Annotated in this window: 15 protein-coding genes; 9 read left to right on the top strand and 6 right to left on the bottom strand. The window is 62.5% G+C overall.

Translation table 11 applies throughout. The annotated features are described in order from the left end of the window. Positions 1 to 32 precede the first annotated feature (32 nt). Positions 33 to 2,456, bottom strand: coding sequence for a glycerol-3-phosphate 1-O-acyltransferase PlsB (plsB, locus tag G4923_RS19645; RefSeq protein ID WP_163138065.1), 2,424 nt, complete (start codon positions 2,454 to 2,456; stop codon positions 33 to 35). A gap of 204 nt (positions 2,457 to 2,660) precedes the next feature. Between plsB and lexA the strand changes: the two genes are divergently transcribed. From lexA to G4923_RS19625, 4 genes are all read left to right on the top strand, one after another. Beyond that, positions 2,661 to 3,287 (top strand): transcriptional repressor LexA, encoded by a 627-nt coding sequence (gene lexA, locus G4923_RS19640; protein WP_025325267.1) that lies wholly within the window; start codon positions 2,661 to 2,663, stop codon positions 3,285 to 3,287. A 374-nt stretch (positions 3,288 to 3,661) separates the two neighbouring features. After that, positions 3,662 to 3,952 (top strand): hypothetical protein, encoded by a 291-nt coding sequence (locus G4923_RS19635; protein ID WP_163138064.1) that lies wholly within the window; start codon positions 3,662 to 3,664, stop codon positions 3,950 to 3,952. 213 nt (positions 3,953 to 4,165) lie between these two features. Further along, positions 4,166 to 4,792 carry an SCO family protein gene (locus G4923_RS19630; RefSeq protein WP_163138063.1) on the top strand — a complete coding sequence of 209 codons (627 nt, stop codon included), beginning with the start codon at positions 4,166 to 4,168 and terminating at the stop codon, positions 4,790 to 4,792. A 28-nt stretch (positions 4,793 to 4,820) separates the two neighbouring features. Further along, a complete protein-coding gene (locus tag G4923_RS19625; RefSeq protein WP_163138066.1) occupies positions 4,821 to 6,179 on the top strand; it encodes an MATE family efflux transporter in 1,359 nt (452 codons plus the stop codon). A 50-nt stretch (positions 6,180 to 6,229) separates the two neighbouring features. On the opposite strand, the gene trmL is transcribed toward G4923_RS19625, so the two are convergent. From trmL to G4923_RS19610, 3 genes are all read right to left on the bottom strand, one after another. Continuing rightward, positions 6,230 to 6,694: a tRNA (uridine(34)/cytosine(34)/5-carboxymethylaminomethyluridine(34)-2'-O)-methyltransferase TrmL gene (gene trmL / locus G4923_RS19620; protein WP_139437779.1), complete on the bottom strand. Its 465-nt coding sequence runs from the start codon at positions 6,692 to 6,694 to the stop codon at positions 6,230 to 6,232. Between the two features lie 81 nt (positions 6,695 to 6,775). Next, positions 6,776 to 8,131, bottom strand: a complete 1,356-nt coding sequence (locus tag G4923_RS19615; protein WP_111913692.1) for an ATP-binding protein — start codon at positions 8,129 to 8,131, stop codon at positions 6,776 to 6,778. Then, positions 8,128 to 8,820 carry a response regulator gene (locus G4923_RS19610; RefSeq protein ID WP_139745863.1) on the bottom strand — a complete coding sequence of 231 codons (693 nt, stop codon included), beginning with the start codon at positions 8,818 to 8,820 and terminating at the stop codon, positions 8,128 to 8,130. Before G4923_RS19610 ends, G4923_RS19615 begins: the two co-directional genes overlap by 4 nt. Positions 8,821 to 8,905: 85 nt before the next feature. Between G4923_RS19610 and fieF the strand changes: the two genes are divergently transcribed. From fieF to G4923_RS19590, 4 genes are all read left to right on the top strand, one after another. After that, the gene (gene fieF, locus G4923_RS19605; RefSeq protein WP_111913694.1) at positions 8,906 to 9,817 is read left to right on the top strand and encodes a cation efflux pump FieF; all 912 of its coding nucleotides are present in this window, start codon (positions 8,906 to 8,908) and stop codon (positions 9,815 to 9,817) included. An 8-nt stretch (positions 9,818 to 9,825) separates the two neighbouring features. Beyond that, positions 9,826 to 10,605, top strand: coding sequence for a serine O-acetyltransferase (cysE, locus tag G4923_RS19600; protein ID WP_025325275.1), 780 nt, complete (start codon positions 9,826 to 9,828; stop codon positions 10,603 to 10,605). Between the two features lie 21 nt (positions 10,606 to 10,626). Then, positions 10,627 to 11,907, top strand: coding sequence for a hypothetical protein (locus tag G4923_RS19595; protein ID WP_163138062.1), 1,281 nt, complete (start codon positions 10,627 to 10,629; stop codon positions 11,905 to 11,907). A 234-nt stretch (positions 11,908 to 12,141) separates the two neighbouring features. After that, positions 12,142 to 12,351, top strand: coding sequence for a cell division protein ZapB (locus tag G4923_RS19590; protein WP_025325277.1), 210 nt, complete (start codon positions 12,142 to 12,144; stop codon positions 12,349 to 12,351). A gap of 72 nt (positions 12,352 to 12,423) precedes the next feature. On the opposite strand, the gene elbB is transcribed toward G4923_RS19590, so the two are convergent. Further along, positions 12,424 to 13,074 (bottom strand): isoprenoid biosynthesis glyoxalase ElbB, encoded by a 651-nt coding sequence (gene elbB, locus G4923_RS19585; RefSeq protein WP_163138061.1) that lies wholly within the window; start codon positions 13,072 to 13,074, stop codon positions 12,424 to 12,426. A 400-nt stretch (positions 13,075 to 13,474) separates the two neighbouring features. Between elbB and polA the strand changes: the two genes are divergently transcribed. Further along, entirely contained in the window at positions 13,475 to 16,231 is a 2,757-nt protein-coding gene (polA, locus tag G4923_RS19580) for a DNA polymerase I (protein ID WP_163138060.1), read from the top strand. An 83-nt stretch (positions 16,232 to 16,314) separates the two neighbouring features. Here the strand turns inward: polA and G4923_RS19575 are convergent, their stop codons facing one another. After that, entirely contained in the window at positions 16,315 to 16,854 is a 540-nt protein-coding gene (locus tag G4923_RS19575) for a gamma carbonic anhydrase family protein (protein WP_163138059.1), read from the bottom strand. Positions 16,855 to 17,272: the final 418 nt, after the last annotated feature.

The following is a 17,272-nucleotide window of genomic DNA, read 5'->3' as shown; positions in this document are numbered from 1 at the left end:
CCTATTTCAGGACTAGACACGGTAAGACGAGGTCAGAGCCGGTTGCCCGCCTGTATGGTACGGCGGATCTTGTTGCTCAGCAGCGGCACTATGTTGTCGGCCAGGGCCTGGAAGCGGCCGAGATCCGGCTTGCAGCCCGGATCCAGATAGCCTTCGCTGCGCAGGGTGTGGATCAGGGTGCTGAACAGCTTGGGATCGAAGAACTCGGGGGCGTTGATGCCGTGCAGGGTGCCGAGGCGCTCCGCCATCATCAGGCCGTCCGCCTCCAGCTGCTCCGCCTCTATGTGGGGCTGGGCCAGCATGCGGGTCAGCACTATGGCGTAGCGTTGCAGTGTCTCCTGAATGCTCTCGGCCAGGAGCAGCAGGCGCATCTGGTTGCCCGGATTGACCCAGTAGCCGCCATCGCGCGCCTCTATCAGCTGCTGGCGTTGCAGCTCGGCCAGCAGGGCATCCACCAGCTCCGGCAGCTCCTCCTCTTCGTAGCGCAGGAACAGCTCTGTCTTGAGCAGCGGGTAGATGTCGACGCAGCGGGCGACTATCTCGCCGCGAGAGATCCCCTCGCAGCGTTCGATCAAGGCCGCCACCAGGGAGGGCAGGGCGAACAGGTGCAATATGTTGTTGCGGTAGTAGGTCAGCAGGATCGCCTGATAGCGGTCGAGGCTGACTATCTGACCGAGCTTGTCCTCGCTCACCTCGAATTTGTTGAGCTCCATGGCCTGATCCAGCAGTGTCTTGGCATCCTCGTCCGGCATGGTGCTCTGGGGGCTGTAGGGCACCTGCTTGAGCAGGTCCAGATAGGTGTTGATCTGGGCCTGCAGTTCGTCCCGGGTCAGGGCATGGCGCTCGGCGGCCAGCAGTGCCAGGGCACTCAGGGTCAGGCCGTTGACGGCGGCGGCATCGTTGATCCGGGTCATCAAGAGCTCGGCCAGCTGATTGACTGTGGAGGCCATCCACTCCGGGCGCTCCTCGCGGCCAATGCTCTCCTTCCAGTGCGGCACCTGCTCGCCGAGGTAGCTGTTGAGGGTCAGCGGCTCACCGAAGTTGACGAAGCCCCGGCCATAGTTGCGCAGCTTGCGCAGTATGCCGAGCACCTGCAGGAAACTCTCTTTCTCCTTGCGGCTGCCCTTGAGCTCGTTGTGGTAGGTGTTGACCTCCATCACGTGCTCGTAGCCGAGATAGACGGGCACCAGGGTCACCGGCCTGTCCAGCCCGCGCATCATGGCCTGTAGCGTCATCGCCAGCATCCCGGTCTTGGGCGGCAGCAGGCGACCGGTGCGGGAACGTCCGCCCTCGGTGAAGAACTCCACCGAGTAGCCCTTGGCAAACAGCAGGTTCAGATATTCACGGAACACTGTGCTGTAGAGCGGGTTGCCCTTGAAGGTGCGGCGGATGAAGAAGGCGCCGCCGTGGCGGAAGATGGGGCCCGCCGGCCAGAAGTTGAGGTTGATGCCGGCCGCTATGTGGGGCGGCACCATGCCCTGGTGATAGATGACGTAGGAGAGCAGCAGGTAGTCCATGTGGCTGCGATGGCAGGGGACGTAGACAATTTCGTGCCCTTCCTGGGCGAGCTGGCGCACCTGCTCGGCACCATTGACCGAGAGGCCGCGGTAGAGCTTGTTCCAGAGCCAGCCGAGGAAAGTCTCACCGAGGCGGATCAGCCGGAAGGAGAAGTTGGAGGCGATCTCGTCCATGTAGCCATGGGCGCGCTTCTGCGCCTTCTCCAGGCTGATGCCCTCGCGTCTGGCCTCTTCTTCGATGGCCTGCTGGATCACGCTCGAATCCAGCAACTGCTTGAACAGCAGGTTGCGGTTCGGCAGCTTGGGACCGGTGGCCGCCAGCTGCTGGCGGCTGAAGTGGGTACGGGCCACCCGTGCCAGCTTGTGGGCTATGGCCTCGTCGGTACCGTGCTTGTCTGCCATGTAGCGCAATGAGAGCGGCGGGGAGAAGCGCACCAGGTTTTCGCGCCCCTTGAGGATCACGATCAGCGCCTTCTTGAGCCGGTTCGGGGCCAGGCTGCTGATGATGTTCCAGCCGGAGGCTTCCTCACCTTCCCGGCCGGGGGCACGGCCCCAGAACAGGGTGACGGGCACCACCTGGATATCCAGCTCGGGATCCTGCTTGTGCAAGTCCAGCAGCTGGTGGAACTCCTGCAGGAAGGGCAGCGGCTTGTTGCGCGTGCCAAACAGGGGAGGCGGACGATCCAGACAGACGTAGCGCGGCAGCAGCTGGCCACCCAGCTCCAGCGGCGTGAACGGGCCGGGCAGGCCGAGATCCTCGCAGCACTGTTGCAGGGTCATCAGGTCGGTGATCGAACTGGTTTTCAGGGCATAGACTATGGGTCTGGCCGGATCCAGCTTGAGCTCCGTGATGGGATTTTCCGGCAGGCTCTTGTGATTGACCAAGCCACTGACCGGCCATTGCAGGATGGCTCTGGAAATGTTCTGTCCAAGGGACATGTGCGTCTGCTCTCCAAAAAAATGCGGCGTGAGCATAGCAAATCACCGACAGCTTGTCGCCGAGAGGTAGGATGAGTGCCTTTTCAGGATAGAAGGTGCGGGATTTTTGCGACAAGGCGGGGACAAATATCAGCAACGCCTTGCCTTGGCCACAGCACTGTATATACTGCCAGTGTGCTGTATAAAAAGACAGGTGCCAATGCTATGAAACCCCTTACCCCCCGCCAGGCTGAAGTGCTGGAGCTTATCAAGGCGAACATGAGCGAGACCGGCATGCCGCCGACTCGCGCCGAGATCGCCCAGAAGCTTGGCTTCAAGTCGGCCAATGCGGCCGAGGAACATCTGAAGGCCCTGGCCAAGAAAGGGGTCATCGAGATCATGCCCGGCACCTCCCGCGGCATCCGCCTGCTGCTCGAGGAAGAGGAGGCTGCGCCAGAAGAGAACGGCCTGCCGCTGATCGGCAAGGTCGCGGCCGGTGAGCCCATCCTGGCCCAGGAGCACATAGAGAGTCACTATCAGGTGGATCCCGCCCTGTTCCACCCGCGGGCCGACTTCCTGTTGCGGGTGCAAGGCATGAGCATGAAGAACATCGGCATCATGGATGGGGATCTGCTGGCGGTCCACAAGACCCAGGAGGTGCGCAACGGCCAGGTGGTGGTGGCGCGTCTCGATGAAGATGTCACCGTCAAGCGCTTCCAGCGCAAGGGCAGCCAGGTGTGGCTGCTGCCGGAGAACGAGGATCTCTCCCCCATAGAGGTGGATCTCTCCAGCCAGCACCTGACCATCGAAGGGCTGGCAGTCGGGGTTATTCGCAACGCCGACTGGATGTAAGCATCGAACATGCCAAGGGGCCTCCTGCGGGAGGCCCCTTCGTTTGTGCCGTTTTCCCCGCTCTTCTTTCCTCACCGATCCCCGCCATTGCCGCCGCCCAGATCCCCCGCAAACAGTACCGCCACGCATCATGCGTTTCGGATATATCCTTTGAGAAGGCCCGCAGTGTCATGGCCGGATAACCGCCATGACCTTGAGTGTGCCGCCAGGTCAGCATGGATCGCAGGGATGCATCACAACTGAGGCGGTGCGGGACAGGGAGAGTCGTCAGGCAGCAGGACGACTCAATACAGTCAGTACGCGACGGTGCCTGGTCTGCCATCCCGATGGCAGTCACACTGGTCGGCGTGGCCTGTTGAGCAAGGAGGACAGGTATGGCTTCAAGCTCGCCGTGGGATCCGGGTCCGGCCGCAACCCCCGCATCCTCCATCACCCGATTCATCAAGGGCAGTCGGATGACCTGGTTTTATGCGCTCTGGGTGTATCACAAGGGCGACGGCTGGACCATCTGGCTGGGGTGCCCCAAGGACAAGATTGTCCGCCTGGTTCGTCTGTTCCGCCGCCACCATGACATCGGCTTGCCAGATGCCCCCTGGACGGCCCCGGTCATTCCGCTGCGCGCCACTATCCGGCGCCCCCAGGGGCAGCGCAGACTGCGGCCCTGAGCCAGTCCCCCGAACAGTGTGTGAGCCCCACCCGGTGTGGGGCTTTTCTTTTCCCCGCCATTACCCGGAGATAGCGGCGGTTTCCTCCCTACGGGGCCCATTCCTGCTCAGGATCCGGACTCAGGACTAGGCAGAAACGGGGCCGGGCGGGTTACAATAGCCCCTCATTGGCCCCGCCATCTGGCTGGTTGAACTAGCAAGGTTCTGTTTTATATGGTTAAACCACGTTTTTCCCTGCTGTTGTTGCTCTTCGTCGGCAGCATAATGGCGGCTTATTACTGGAGCCAACCCTCCCTGCCTGCGCAGGCGGATTATTATCCGGTAGGGCGTGACATCAACCCCTTCACTCTCACGGATGGGGATGGGAAGCCCTTCACCGCCGCCAATCTGGCGGGGCACTGGACCTTCCTGTTCATCGGCTACACCTATTGCCCCGACGTCTGCCCGACCGCCTTGGCGGATCTGCGCTCCATCTACCCGGAGTTGAAGAAGATCGAACCCAGCAGCCAGGTGGTCTTCGTCTCGGCGGATCCCCAGCGGGATGACAGCGCCCGTCTCAAGAGCTATACCACCTTCTTCCATCCGGAGTTCAAGGCGGCGACCGGCCCCCACCGCGCCCTCTTCCCCCTGGTGCGCAATCTTGGCCTCGTCTATTCCATCGTGGAGAGCGAGCGCAAGGATTACCTCATAGACCACTCGGCCTCGATCGTGCTGATCAATCCCGAGGGCAAGCTGGTGGCCATGTTCCGCCCCAAGGTGGCCCCGGGTGAAGTAGCTCATGTGGATATGCAGACCATGGTCTCCGATTTCGCACGCATAGTGCGGCTGGCCGACGAGTGAGCCGCCGGCGTCTTTCGTGCTGAGCTTGATGCCGTCCTGGCTGAGGGATCCTCGCCGCCACAGGGCCGTGTTTGCCCTGGCCCTGCCCATGGTGTTCTCCAACGTCACCACCCCCTTGCTCGGCCTGGTGGATACCTGGGTGATCGGTCATCTCGGTCAGGCCTGGTTCCTCGGGGGCGTCTCGGTCGGGGCGACCCTCATCAACCTCCTGTTCTGGCTGCTCGGCTTCCTGCGCATGTCCACCACTGGCCTGACCGCCCAGGCTCAGGGCGCCGCCAGCGCCGAGGGGCAGCTGGACACCCTGGCGCGGGCGCTCGGCCTCGCCATCGGGCTGGGGCTGGCCCTGCTGTTGCTTGTGCTGCCTTTCTTGCCGGCCATCATAGGGCTCAGCGGGGGATCCCCCGAGGTGCAGGTCTATGCCGGAGACTATGTCTCGGTGCGGATCTGGAGCGCCCCGGCGGCCCTGTGCAACCTGGTCATCATGGGCTGGCTGCTGGGCATGCAGGATGCGCGCAGCCCCATGCTGCTGCTGATCCTGAGCAACTTGGTCAACATGGTGCTGGATGCCTGGTTCGTGCTGGGGCTGGGCTGGCAGGTCAGGGGGGTGGCTGCCGCCTCCCTGCTGGCTGACTACAGCTCGCTCGGGGTGGGGCTCTGGCTGGTGAACCGCCGCCTGCGCCAGCTCTCGGCCGAGGTGTGGCAGGGTGCCTGGTCGCGCTGGTGGCAATGGCCCGCGGTGCGGCTGCTGCTCGGGCTGAACAGGGACATCTTCATCCGCTCCCTCTGCCTGCAGCTCTGTTTCGCCTTCATGACCCTGCAGGGTGCCAGGCTGGGGGACGTGGCGGTGGCCGCCAATGCGGTGCTGCTCAACTTCCTGATGCTGATCTCCTACGGGCTGGATGGCTTCGCCTATGCGGTGGAAGCCATGGTGGGGCGCGCCATAGGACGGCGGGACAGGCAGGGGCTGCGGGAGGCCATAGTCCTCAACCTGGGCTGGGCCTTGCTGATCGCGATCGCCTTCGCCCTGGGGTTTGCCCTGGGGGGGCGGCAGCTCATCGCCCATATCACCGACCTTCCTGCTGTGATCGCCGAGGCAAACCGCCAACTGCCCTGGCTCATCGTCATGCCCTTGCTGGCGGTCTGGTGCTTCCTGCTGGATGGGGTCTTCATCGGGGCCACCCGGGCTCGCGAGATGCGCAACAGCATGCTGGTGGCGGTGTTTGCCGGCTTTTTCCCAGTCTGGTGGCTGTGCCAGGGGGGGGGCGTGGCGGCCTTGTGGGCCGCCATGGCGGCGCTGATGACAGGGCGGGGACTGACCCTGGGCTGGCTATGCTGGCAACTGGAGCGCGACGGCCGCCTGCTGGGTCAATGCCGTGAATCCGCCTGACGGGGTCTCATGGTCGGCTCCGCCTCTGAGGGGCGCCGCGCCGACCTAGGCTAGAGGGATCCCTCATAGCCAAACTGGCGCCAGCTCTCGTAGACGAAGACCGCGACCGCATTGGCCAGATTCATGCTGCGACTCTGGGGCAACATGGGAATGCGCAGCCGCTGCTCGAACGGCAGGCTCTCTATGATCTCCGCTGGCAATCCACGGCTCTCAGGCCCGAACAGCAGGGCATCTCCGGGGGCAAACTGCGCCGCCGAGTGAGCGGTGCGCCCCTTGGTGGTGCAGGCGAACACCCGCTTGGGGGCCACGGCCGCGAGGAAGGCCTCATAGCTCGGCCAGCGCTTCACCTCGGCAAATTCGTGATAGTCGAGCCCGGCCCGCTTCACCCGCTTGTCATCCCAGGCGAAACCCAGGGGCTCTATCAGGTGCAGCCGGTAGCCGGTGTTGGCGCAGAGGCGGATGATGTTGCCGGTGTTGGGCGGGATTTCCGGTTGATAGAGCACTATGTCGAGCATGGGGGGATCCTGATGCGGGGCTGGGGTGGTGCGAAACGGGCGCCAGCATACCCAGCGTCCGTGCCGATGAAAAGGGGTGGCTCACACCATGGGCAGGCGTATGGTGATGACTAGCCCGGTCGGGTGATTGCTGCTGGCCTTGATGGTGCCGCCATGGCGCTGGATCGCCTCGGCGGCGATGGCGAGACCGAGGCCGGTGCCACCCGTCTTGGCGTTGCGGGCATCATCGACCCGGAAGAAGGGCAGGAACAGCATGGGCTGCTGCTCCACCGGCACGCCTGGGCCGTCATCCCTGATGGTCATCACCCACTCCCGTCCCTCCTGATACCAATCCACCTTGATGAATTCGCGGGCATACTTGAGCGCATTGCGCAGCGGGTTCTCCAGGGCCCTCGCCAGCAGCTCGGGCCACATCCGCAGCGACTCGGTCGGTAGCGGCGGCAGCCTGAGCTGCTTGCCATTCTGATTGGCCTCGAACATGGCGTCGTCCAGTATGGGCTCCAGCAGATCTGCCAGCGGCAGCTCCACCGGGGCTTCCACGTGCTGCTGGACCCGGGACAGATCCAGCAGATCCCCGATCAGCTTGTCGAGCCGGGCGATTTCGCTCTCGATCCGCGCCAGCTCCGAGCTGTCCCCCTGCTTGCGGCGGATCAAGGCCTGTGCCAGCTGAATGCGGGTGAGGGGGCTGCGCAGCTCGTGGGAGATGTCGGACAGCAACTGTTTCTGCTTCTGGATCATGCGCTTGAGGGTATCCACCATGTGGCTGACATGATCCGCCAGCTGACCTATCTCGTCCCGCCGTCCCAGGTTGGGGATCCGCGTCTCCAGCTTGCCCTGCGCCAGCTGGGAGACCGACTGCTGCAACTGCAGTATGGGGCGGGTCAGCCGCCAGGCCAGCAACAGACAGAGGGGGGTGCTGACCAGCATGGCGATGCCCAGGATCTGGATGGGGTGATCCAGGATCTGGATAAACAGGAACAGATAGGAGTTTTCGACGTTGAGCCCGAAGTAGACGTGATAGCTCTGGCCGTGGTGCTGCATCTGGAAGGGGCCGGCGATGGCCCGCTGGTGTTCGCTGCCCAGCATGGGCTTGGCCGGGTTGTCGGCGTCCAGCATGAAGCGGATGACGAACTTGCTCAGCCGGGTGGTGGATTGCATCTGGCCCTTGGCGTCGCGCAGGTAGACGTTGTCCACCGGCAACAGCCCGGCCGCCGTGATGGCCTGCTGCAGATCGAAATCCTGGTTCGGGTCGGCACCGGCCTGCAGCGCCCGCAGGTTGTTGTTCATCCTGGCCATCTCGTGCTCGGGCAGGGGTATGGTGTTGCGGGGATCCAGGGTGGGTAGTATCACCACGGCGGCCAGCACGAGCAGCAGCATGAACCAGAACCAGAGGAAGATCTGGGTGGAGAGGCCATTGAAGGTGCGGGCCGTTTTCATGCCTGCTCCAGCCAGAGATAGCCTCGGCCACGCACTGTCTTGAAGCGGGGCTGGCCATCGCTGCGCTCAGGCAGCTTCTTGCGCAGGTTGCTCAGGTGCATGTCGATGGCGCGATCGAAGGGTTCGAGCTTCTTGCCAAGCACCTGTTCGGACAACAGATTCTTGCTGACGATCTGGCCCGGGCTGCGCAGCAGGCACTCCAGCAGGCCGAACTCGGTGGCGGTGAGCTCCAGCAGCTGATCGTCGCAGCGGGCCTGCTGCAGGCCGGGTTGCAGCACCAGATCCATGAAGCGCAGTTCGTCGGAGGCGCCGCGCTGGGGGGAGGGATTCTGGGTGCGGCGCAAGATGGCGCGCACCCGCGCCAGCAGCTCTCTGTCGTCGAAGGGCTTGGCCAGATAGTCATCGGCCCCCGCTTCGAGCCCGTTGACCCTGTCCTGGCTGTCGCCCCGGGCGGTCAGCATCAGCACAGGGGTGTCGTGGGTCTTGCGCAGCCTGGTCAGCATGGCGAACCCGTTGAGTCTGGGCATCATGACGTCCAGCAACACCAGATCGAATGCCTGCTCTGCCAGCCGCAGCAGCCCCTCCTCCCCATCCTCGGCGACGGTGACGTCAAACCCTTCCAGGGTCAGGATTTCGGTGAGCAGCTGGGTCAGTTCGAGATCGTCGTCGACCAGGAGTATTTTGTTCATTCGGGTCACTCCGTTGATTTTGCACGCCAAACTGACGTTCGGGTCAGGGTATAATAAGTTTTTACGCGTCAGAGGAAAGCCGGTTTTGAGCCACCAACACTATTCCCGCTGGGTCACCCTCGCCAGCACGGCGGCGGTCGTCACCGCCACCCTGCTGATCCTGGGCAAGCTGATCGCCTGGTTGATGACGGACTCTTCCAGCCTGCTGGCGTCCCTCACCGACTCCTTCATGGATGTGAGCGCCTCCATCATCAACCTGCTGGCCATTCGCTACGCGCTGGCGCCGGCCGATGAGGAGCACCGCTTCGGCCACGGCAAGGCGGAGTCCCTGGCGGGTCTGATCCAGTCGGCCTTCATCTCTGGCTCTGCCCTGCTTCTGATGATGCACGGCATCTCGTCGATGCTGAACCAGGTTCCCGTGGTGCGGCTCGAGGCCGGGATCTGGGTCAGTGCCGGCTCCATCCTGCTGACCCTGCTGCTGGTGAGCTTCCAGAGCCTCGTCATTCGCAAGACCAACAGCGTGGCCATCAAGGCCGACATGCTGCACTACCGCTCGGACTTGTTGCTCAATGCCGGTGTGCTGGTGGCACTGGTGCTGGCGGGGCAGGGGTGGTACTGGGCCGATGGCCTGTTCGCCATCCTGATCGGTCTGTTCCTGGTGTGGGGGGCCGTCCAGATCGGCTATGAATCGGTACAGGCCCTGCTCGATCGTCAGTTGCCAGAGGAAGAACAAGCGAGAATAATGGCGCTCTGCTGTGCCGTAGAGGGGGTGCATGGCGTACATGATCTGCGTACCCGTCAATCCGGGCCGACCCGCTTCGTGCAGTTGCATCTGGAGCTTGATGATCAACTGCCCCTGGTCAAGGCCCATCAGATAGCCGACGAGGCTGAACTGGCGGTCCGCCAGTCCTTTGAGCGGATGGAGGTGATCATTCACATGGACCCCATCTCGGTGCTGACAAAAGAACAACAAGGCACTCACCCTGAACAACAGTAGGCTGCAACATGGATGATCTGGTTGCCCAGACGTGGCAAAAAATTCAGCAGGAAGCGCAGAGCATGGCGGCCCAGGAGCCCATGCTGGCCAGCTTCTTTCACTCCACCATTCTCAATCACAGTGATCTGCGCTCGGCGTTGAGCTTCCAGCTCGCCAACAAGCTCGACAGCACCACAATGCCGGCCATCGCCCTGCGCGAGGTGATCGAGCTGGCCCTGCGCAGCGAACCCGAGTTGCTGGCCGCTGTGGCCGCCGACATCTGCGCCGTGCAGGATCGTGACCCCGCCGTCGACCTCTTCTCGACGCCGCTGCTTTACCTCAAGGGGTTCCATGCCCTCCAGGGCTACCGGGTCGCCAACTGGCTGTGGCGCCAGGGGCGTCGCTCGCTGGCGCTCTACCTGCAAAACCAGATCTCCGTAGTGTTCGGGGTCGACGTGCACCCGGCCGCGCGGATCGGCAAGGGCATCATGTTTGACCACGCCACCGGCATAGTGGTCGGTGAAACCGCGGTGATCGAGAACGATGTCTCCATCCTGCAGAGCGTGACTCTGGGGGGCACCGGCAAGGAGAGTGGCGACCGTCATCCCAAGATCCGCGAAGGGGTGATGATAGGGGCGGGTGCCAAGGTGCTCGGCAACATCGAGGTGGGAGTCGGCGCCAAGATAGGGGCCGGCAGCGTGGTGATCAATCCGGTGCCACCCCACACCACGGTCGCCGGCGTGCCCGCCAAGATAGTGGGCCGACCCGAGTGCGACAAGCCCTCCCTGGACATGGATCAGTGTCTCTGATCCCCTGACCGAGGCCGTTGTATGGTCAAACGCTGGTCAGGCTATCTGATCCTGGGGATGTGGCTGCTCAACCTGCTGCACCTCTATCTGGGATTCTCCCCCTGGCCGGCCGCCGTCGCGGCCTGGGCCGCCTCCCTGCTCACCTGGCCCTGGCTGGTGGGTGCCGCCCGTCGTCAGGCACTGGCGCTCTATGGGGCGGCACTGCTGCTGCTGATCTTCTCCTGGTGGCGCGGTGCCAGCCTCAGCCCCGGGGACTGGCTGCTGCCCAACATCAACATGCTCACCATGTTTGCCGCCGTCAGCACCCTCAACCTCGCCACCTCGGGTCTGCTGACAGGCGCCGCCTCCTGGTCCGGGCGCAAGGGGCTGTGGAGCACCATGGCCAGCCTCAATCTGCTCGGTGCCGTCATCAATCTCTCTGTGCTCTTCATCATCGGCGATCGGCTGGAGCGCAGCGGGACGCTTGAGCGGCGCCAGGTCATGGTGTTGAGCCGGATCTTCTGCGCTGCGGCCTTCTGGTCACCCTTCTTCGTCGCCATGGCGGTGGCGCTCACTTATGCCCCCGGCCTGCAGTTGGCCAGCATACTGCCGTTTGGCATCCTTGCCGCCCTGCTGGCCATGGGACTGACGGCCTGGCAGGTGGAGCGGCTCGGGGTGGCGGACTTCGAAGGCTATCCCCTGAGGTTGCAGACCCTGGGGCTGCCGATGACTCTGGCGCTGCTGGTGCTGCTGATCCACAGGCTCTGGCCCGGGCTCAGCATTCTGGCGGTGATCGCGCTGGTGGCCCCCTTGCTGGCCCTGCTCTTCATGCCAGGCCAGGGACGCGGGGCGGCCCTCAAGCGACAGGTGGTGGAACGCTTCCCCGCCATCGGCGGCCAGCTGGTGCTGTTCCTGGGGGCAGGTCTGCTGGCTGCCGGCATCAACAGCGCCCTCTCCGTCATCGACTTCGGTGCAGGTCACGGTCTGCCGCTGTTCAACCACTTCGGCTGGCTCGAGGCATCCCTCACCCTGCTGCTTATCTTCCTGGTCGCCATCATAGGCGTGCACCCCCTCATCAGCATCTCGGGGGTGGCTCCCTTGTTGTGGCCGCTGTCACCGGATCCCAGCCTGCTCGGCATGTGCTTCCTGCTGGGGTGGGGGCTCGCCACCGGCACCAGCCCGTTGTCCGGCTCCAACCTGGCGCTGGCCTCCCGCTACAACCTGAGCGCCGGGCTGCTGCTGCGCTGGAACCTGCTCTACGGGCTGCTGATGTACGGGGTGGCCTGTCTGTTGATGGGGGGCTTCATCGCCCTGCACGGCTGACATTGGCGGCGGGAGAGGGGCAGGTTCGCAGGGGGCCATGACGCCGCGGCGAGCGTCCCGGATCGCGGTTCCTGCCCCCTGCGAGAAAAACCGACGCATATTTAAGCAATACCGGCACGGAGGGCGCATTTTGCAACGCGCTGGCTTGTTTGTGCCGAGCGCATCAGGGTATGCTGGCTTCACGCGCTTGATCGCCCCCTGTGGGGCATCGCAATTGAACATACAGGTATGCATATGTCACTAGAAGTCCTTGAGCAACTCGAATCCAAAGTACAATCCGCCGTCGACAACATCTCCCTGCTGAAAATGGAGCTGGACGAGCTGAAAGAGCAGAACAACAAGCTGCAAGACGAGAACCATCAGCTGCGCAACGAACACGTTGCCTGGCAGGAACGTCTGCGCGCCCTGCTGGGCAAGATGGACCAGATGGGCGATGCCATCTGATCCCGTCTTGACTGACTGGAATGAAAGCGGGCCGCTCTTTGAGCGGCCCGCTTGTTTTGGCAGGGGTCGGGATCACAGGGCCAGCAACTGCTTGACCGTCTTTTCTATACCGTCGGCGGCCTCGACGATGTTCTGCGCCAGCATGTAGGCCGGGGTCGAGATGACCTTGCGTTCCTGATCCACCACAAACTCGCTGACCGGGCAGTTGAGGTGGCTGCCCCCCATGACCTCGATGGCATTGGCGGCGCCCTCGTCATGGCCTATGGTGGCCAGGGTGCCGGCGCCATAGATGAGGGGTATCATGGCCGGTGCTATGCAGATATAGGCCGCCGGTTTGCGGGCTTTGGCAAAGCTCTGGCACGCCTTCAGCACATCGGGCTGGATCTGGCAGTTGGCGCCCTGGACGGCAAAATCGCACAGATTCTTGGCGGCGCCAAAGCCGCCTGGCACCAGCAGGGCATCGAAGTCGGCCGCATCCAGCTCGGCCACATTCCTGATCTGCCCACGGCAGATACGGGCAGCCTCGACCAGGACGTTGCGGCTCTCCCCCTCGCTCACCTCGCCGGTCAGGTGGTTGATGACGTGCAATTGAGGCACGTCGGGCGCGAAGCACTGGGTGGTGGCGCCCTGACGGGCCAGTGCCAGCAGGCTGATGACGGCTTCATGGATCTCGGCGCCATCAAACACGCCACAGCCACTCAAGATCACGGCCACTTTTTTCATGGCAGACTCCTCGTTGTTGAAAATGTGAGCCAGGGTAGATTGTTGTACTTTTGTATGGTTATCGTTCGGCCTCCACTGGTCAAGTCATCTTGCTGTGCTAGGATTGTTTCGTTTTGGATCCTGCCTCGTTGACCCCCTTGAATTTTTTTCCACATTGATCGAGATCATGATGAAGGCATCATGGTTTGTTTTTACGATCTCAATGCACTGTTTTGTATGCACTTTTTGTTTTTAATCCACAGCTTTGCCACCATGGCGCAGCCATGAGTCCATTTTTGAGCACAGAGTTATCCACAGGTCAGGGGCCACTTAATGGTACGAATGGGAGGGGGCCAGCCCCTTGGTGTGCCGCGGGCCCTGTGGCATCCTAGCGACTGTTTATTCCTGGCAGGACGATTTCATGGCCCCTAGCAATCCCCTTATCTTGGTCGACGGCTCTTCATATCTTTACCGCGCCTTCTTCGCCTCCCAGCAGGCCGATCTGCGCACATCGACCGGTTTGCCAAGCGGCGCCGTCCGGGTGATGGCCAACATGATGCGCAGCCTGCGCAAGCAATACCCCGACAGCCATGTGGCCGTGGTGTTCGACGCCAAGGGCAAGACCTTCCGTGACGACATCTACCCCGAGTACAAGGCGACCCGCGCCAGCATGCCGGACGATCTGCGCAGCCAGGTCGCCCCCATTCACCAGATGATCAAGGCGATGGGCTTCCCCTTCCTGATGGTCGAAGGGGTCGAGGCCGACGATGTGATCGGCACGCTCGCCCGCCAGGCGACCGAGAAGCAGTTGCCCGTGCTCATCAGCACAGGTGACAAGGACATGGCGCAGCTGGTCTCCGACCATGTCACCCTGATCGACACCATGAAGGATGTGAAGACAGATAGGGAAGGGGTGATCGAGAAGTTCGGCGTGCCCCCCGAGCTCATCATCGACTACCTGGCCCTGATGGGGGACAAGGTGGACAACATTCCCGGCATGGCAGGGGTGGGCGAGAAGACGGCCCAGGCGCTGTTGCAGGGGATAGGCAGCATCGATCAGATCGCCGCCAACTTGGATAAGGTCGCCGCCCTCGGCTTTCGTGGCTCCAAGGCGTTTGCCGACAAATTCCGCGAGCAGGAGGAACAGGTTCGCCTCTCCTACCAGCTGGCAACCATCAAGACCGACGTGGAGCTGGAGCAGAGTCTCGAAGAGCTGCTGCTGGGCCCGATCGACAAGGAGTCCCTGCTGGCGGTCTACCGCGAGTACGAGCTGCGCAACCTGATCAAGGAGCTGGAGTCCGGTGGCGAAGAGGGCGCCGGGCAGGAAGAGGCCGCTGATGATGCCGCCGCTCCCGCTGTTGCCATCGAGACCAACTACAGCTGCATCCTGGAGGAGGCCGAGTTCGACGACTGGCTGGCACTGTTGAAAGCTGCGCCCCTGTTTGCCTTCGACACCGAGACCACCAGTCTCGACTATATGGAGGCGCGAGTGGTCGGCGTGTCGTTCGCCATCGAGCCGGGCAAGGCGGCCTATGTTCCCTTCGGCCACGACTATCTGGGGGCTCCAACTCAGCTGACCGAACAGCAGGTGCTGGGCAAGCTCAAACCCCTGCTGGAGGATCCGGCCCGTCTCAAGGTCGGGCAGAACCTCAAGTACGATCGCAACGTACTGCAGAACCACGGCATCGATCTGCAGGGCATCGCCTTCGACACCATGCTCGAATCCTATGTGCTCAACTCCACCGCCAGCCGTCATGACATGGACTCCCTGGCCAGGAAGTATCTGGGCGTCGACACCATCTCGTTCGAAGAGATCGCCGGCAAGGGGGCCAAGCAGCTCACCTTCAACCAGATCGAACTGGAGCAGGCCGCACCCTACGCGGCGGAAGATGCCGACATCACCCTGCGTCTGCACCAGACCCTGTGGGGCGAACTGAGCAAACAGCCTACGCTTGCCAAGGTATTCACCGAGATCGAACTGCCCCTGCTGCCGGTGCTGGCACGGATGGAACTGCTCGGGACCACCATAGATCCCAAATTGCTGCATCAGCAGAGCCAGGAGATCGAAGTGCGTCTGGCGGAGCTGGAGCGGCAGGCGCACGAGCTGGCCGGGCAGGAGTTCAACCTCTCCTCACCCAAGCAGCTCGGCGAGATACTGTTCGTCAAGCTGGGGCTGCCGATCCTCAAGAAGACCCCCAAGGGTGCCCCATCCACCGCCGAAGAGGTGTTGGCTGAATTGGCGGAGACCTACGATCTGCCGCGCCTGCTGATGGAACACCGTGGCCTGGCCAAGCTCAAGTCCACCTATACCGACAAGCTGCCGCTGATGATCAAGCCCCAGACCGGGCGGGTACACACCTCCTACCATCAGGCGGTGGCGGCAACCGGCCGGCTCTCCTCGACCGATCCCAACCTGCAGAACATTCCGGTGCGCAACGAGCAGGGACGCCGGATCCGGCAGGCCTTCATCCCGAGCGCTGGCTACAAGCTGGTAGCGGCGGACTATTCCCAGATTGAGCTGCGCATCATGGCGCACCTCTCCGGTGACCAGGGCTTGCTGACCGCCTTTGCCGAGGGCAAGGACATCCACAAGGCGACCGCCGCCGAGGTGTTCGGCGTGGCGCTCGAGGCGGTGACCACCGACATGCGCCGCAGTGCCAAGGCGATCAACTTCGGCCTCATCTATGGCATGAGTGCCTTCGGCCTCGCCAAGCAGCTGGGGATCGGCCGCGCCGAGGCGCAGAAATACATGGATCTCTACTTCGAACGCTACCCTGGCGTGTTGGAGTACATGGAGCGCACCCGCCAGCAGGCGGAAGCCCAGGGCTACGTCGAGACCCTGTTCGGTCGTCGCCTCTACCTGCCGGACATCAAGTCTCGCAACGCCGGTCTGCGCAAGGGCGCCGAGCGGGCGGCGATCAATGCCCCCATGCAGGGCACGGCCGCCGACATCATCAAGCGCGCCATGATCGCCGTCGATGGCTGGATCCGGGGCATTACCGATGGCTCCATCCACATGCTGATGCAGGTTCACGATGAACTGGTGTTCGAGATCCGCGAGGAGAAGCTGGAGGAGTACATAGCTCTCATCAAGGAGAAGATGTCCGCGGCAGCCGAGCTGCACGTGCCGCTGGTGGTGGAAGCCGGAACCGGCGACAACTGGGATCAGGCCCACTGATCCTGACCACAGTGATTGGCTAGCTATATAAGCAGAGAAGCCCGGCAGCATGCCGGGCTTCTTGTTTCCGTTTCCTGTCTGCCTCAAGCCTCTTGCAGATACTCATCCTTGAGCAGGACGTAGTTGTCGGCCGAGGTCTTCAGAAAGGCAATCTCTGCCGGTTTGAGTGGCCGCGCCTGCTTGACCGGGTTCCCCATATAGAGGAAGCCGGATGCGAGCCGCTTGCCCGGTGGCACCAGAGAGCCGGCGCCTATCATCACGTCATCCTCGACGACTACCCCATCCAGCAGTATGGCCCCCATGCCGACCAGCACCCGGTTGCCTATGGTGCAGCCGTGCAGCATGGCCTTGTGGCCCACGGTGACGTCTTCCCCGATCAGCAGGGGATAACCGTCTGGATTGGTGGTGCTCCTGCGGCTCAGGTGCAGAACAGTGCCGTCCTGCACATTGCTGCGGGCACCGATGCGAATGTGGTTCACATCCCCCCGTGCCGCCACCAGGGGCCAGATGCTGGCATCGTCGCCGAGCACTATGTCTCCCACCAGGGTCGCGCAGGGGTCTACATATACTCGTTTGCCCAGTTGTGGGCGTTTTCCTTTATAGGATCTCAGTCGCAAGTCCATCTCGGCCTCCTCAATTTTCTGGCCATTCTAGCAATCCCGGGCTAGTTTCTGTGGATAAGTTTGTACAAAAGCTGTGGTTGGCGATGAATAACTAGAGAAAGGCCTATTTTTGAAGATTTATTGCCACTTTTTGCAAAAATGGGCTTGCCAGAAAGTTTCAGCTCCCTATAATGCGCCTCCATCGACAGGGCAAGCGGCAACGCAAACAACCTCGTCGATAACCTCGAAAAGCCTTTGAAAATAAGGCTTGACTCGAGAAGGCGGTTGAGTAGAATTCCACTCCCGCAGCAACGAACTGTTGCGTCGCTCTTTAACAATTTGAATCAAGCAATCTGTGTGGGCACTCACAGCATCGAACATCAAAAAATTTTGTTGATTTTAAATGTCTGGTGAAGTGACCAAGACAACTTCGGTTGTT

This window comes from Aeromonas rivipollensis, assembly GCF_010974825.1.
GTDB classification, from domain to species: domain Bacteria; phylum Pseudomonadota; class Gammaproteobacteria; order Enterobacterales; family Aeromonadaceae; genus Aeromonas; species Aeromonas rivipollensis.
Note: the sequence above shows the minus strand (reverse complement) of the source record. Positions and strands in the feature narration are given on the sequence as shown.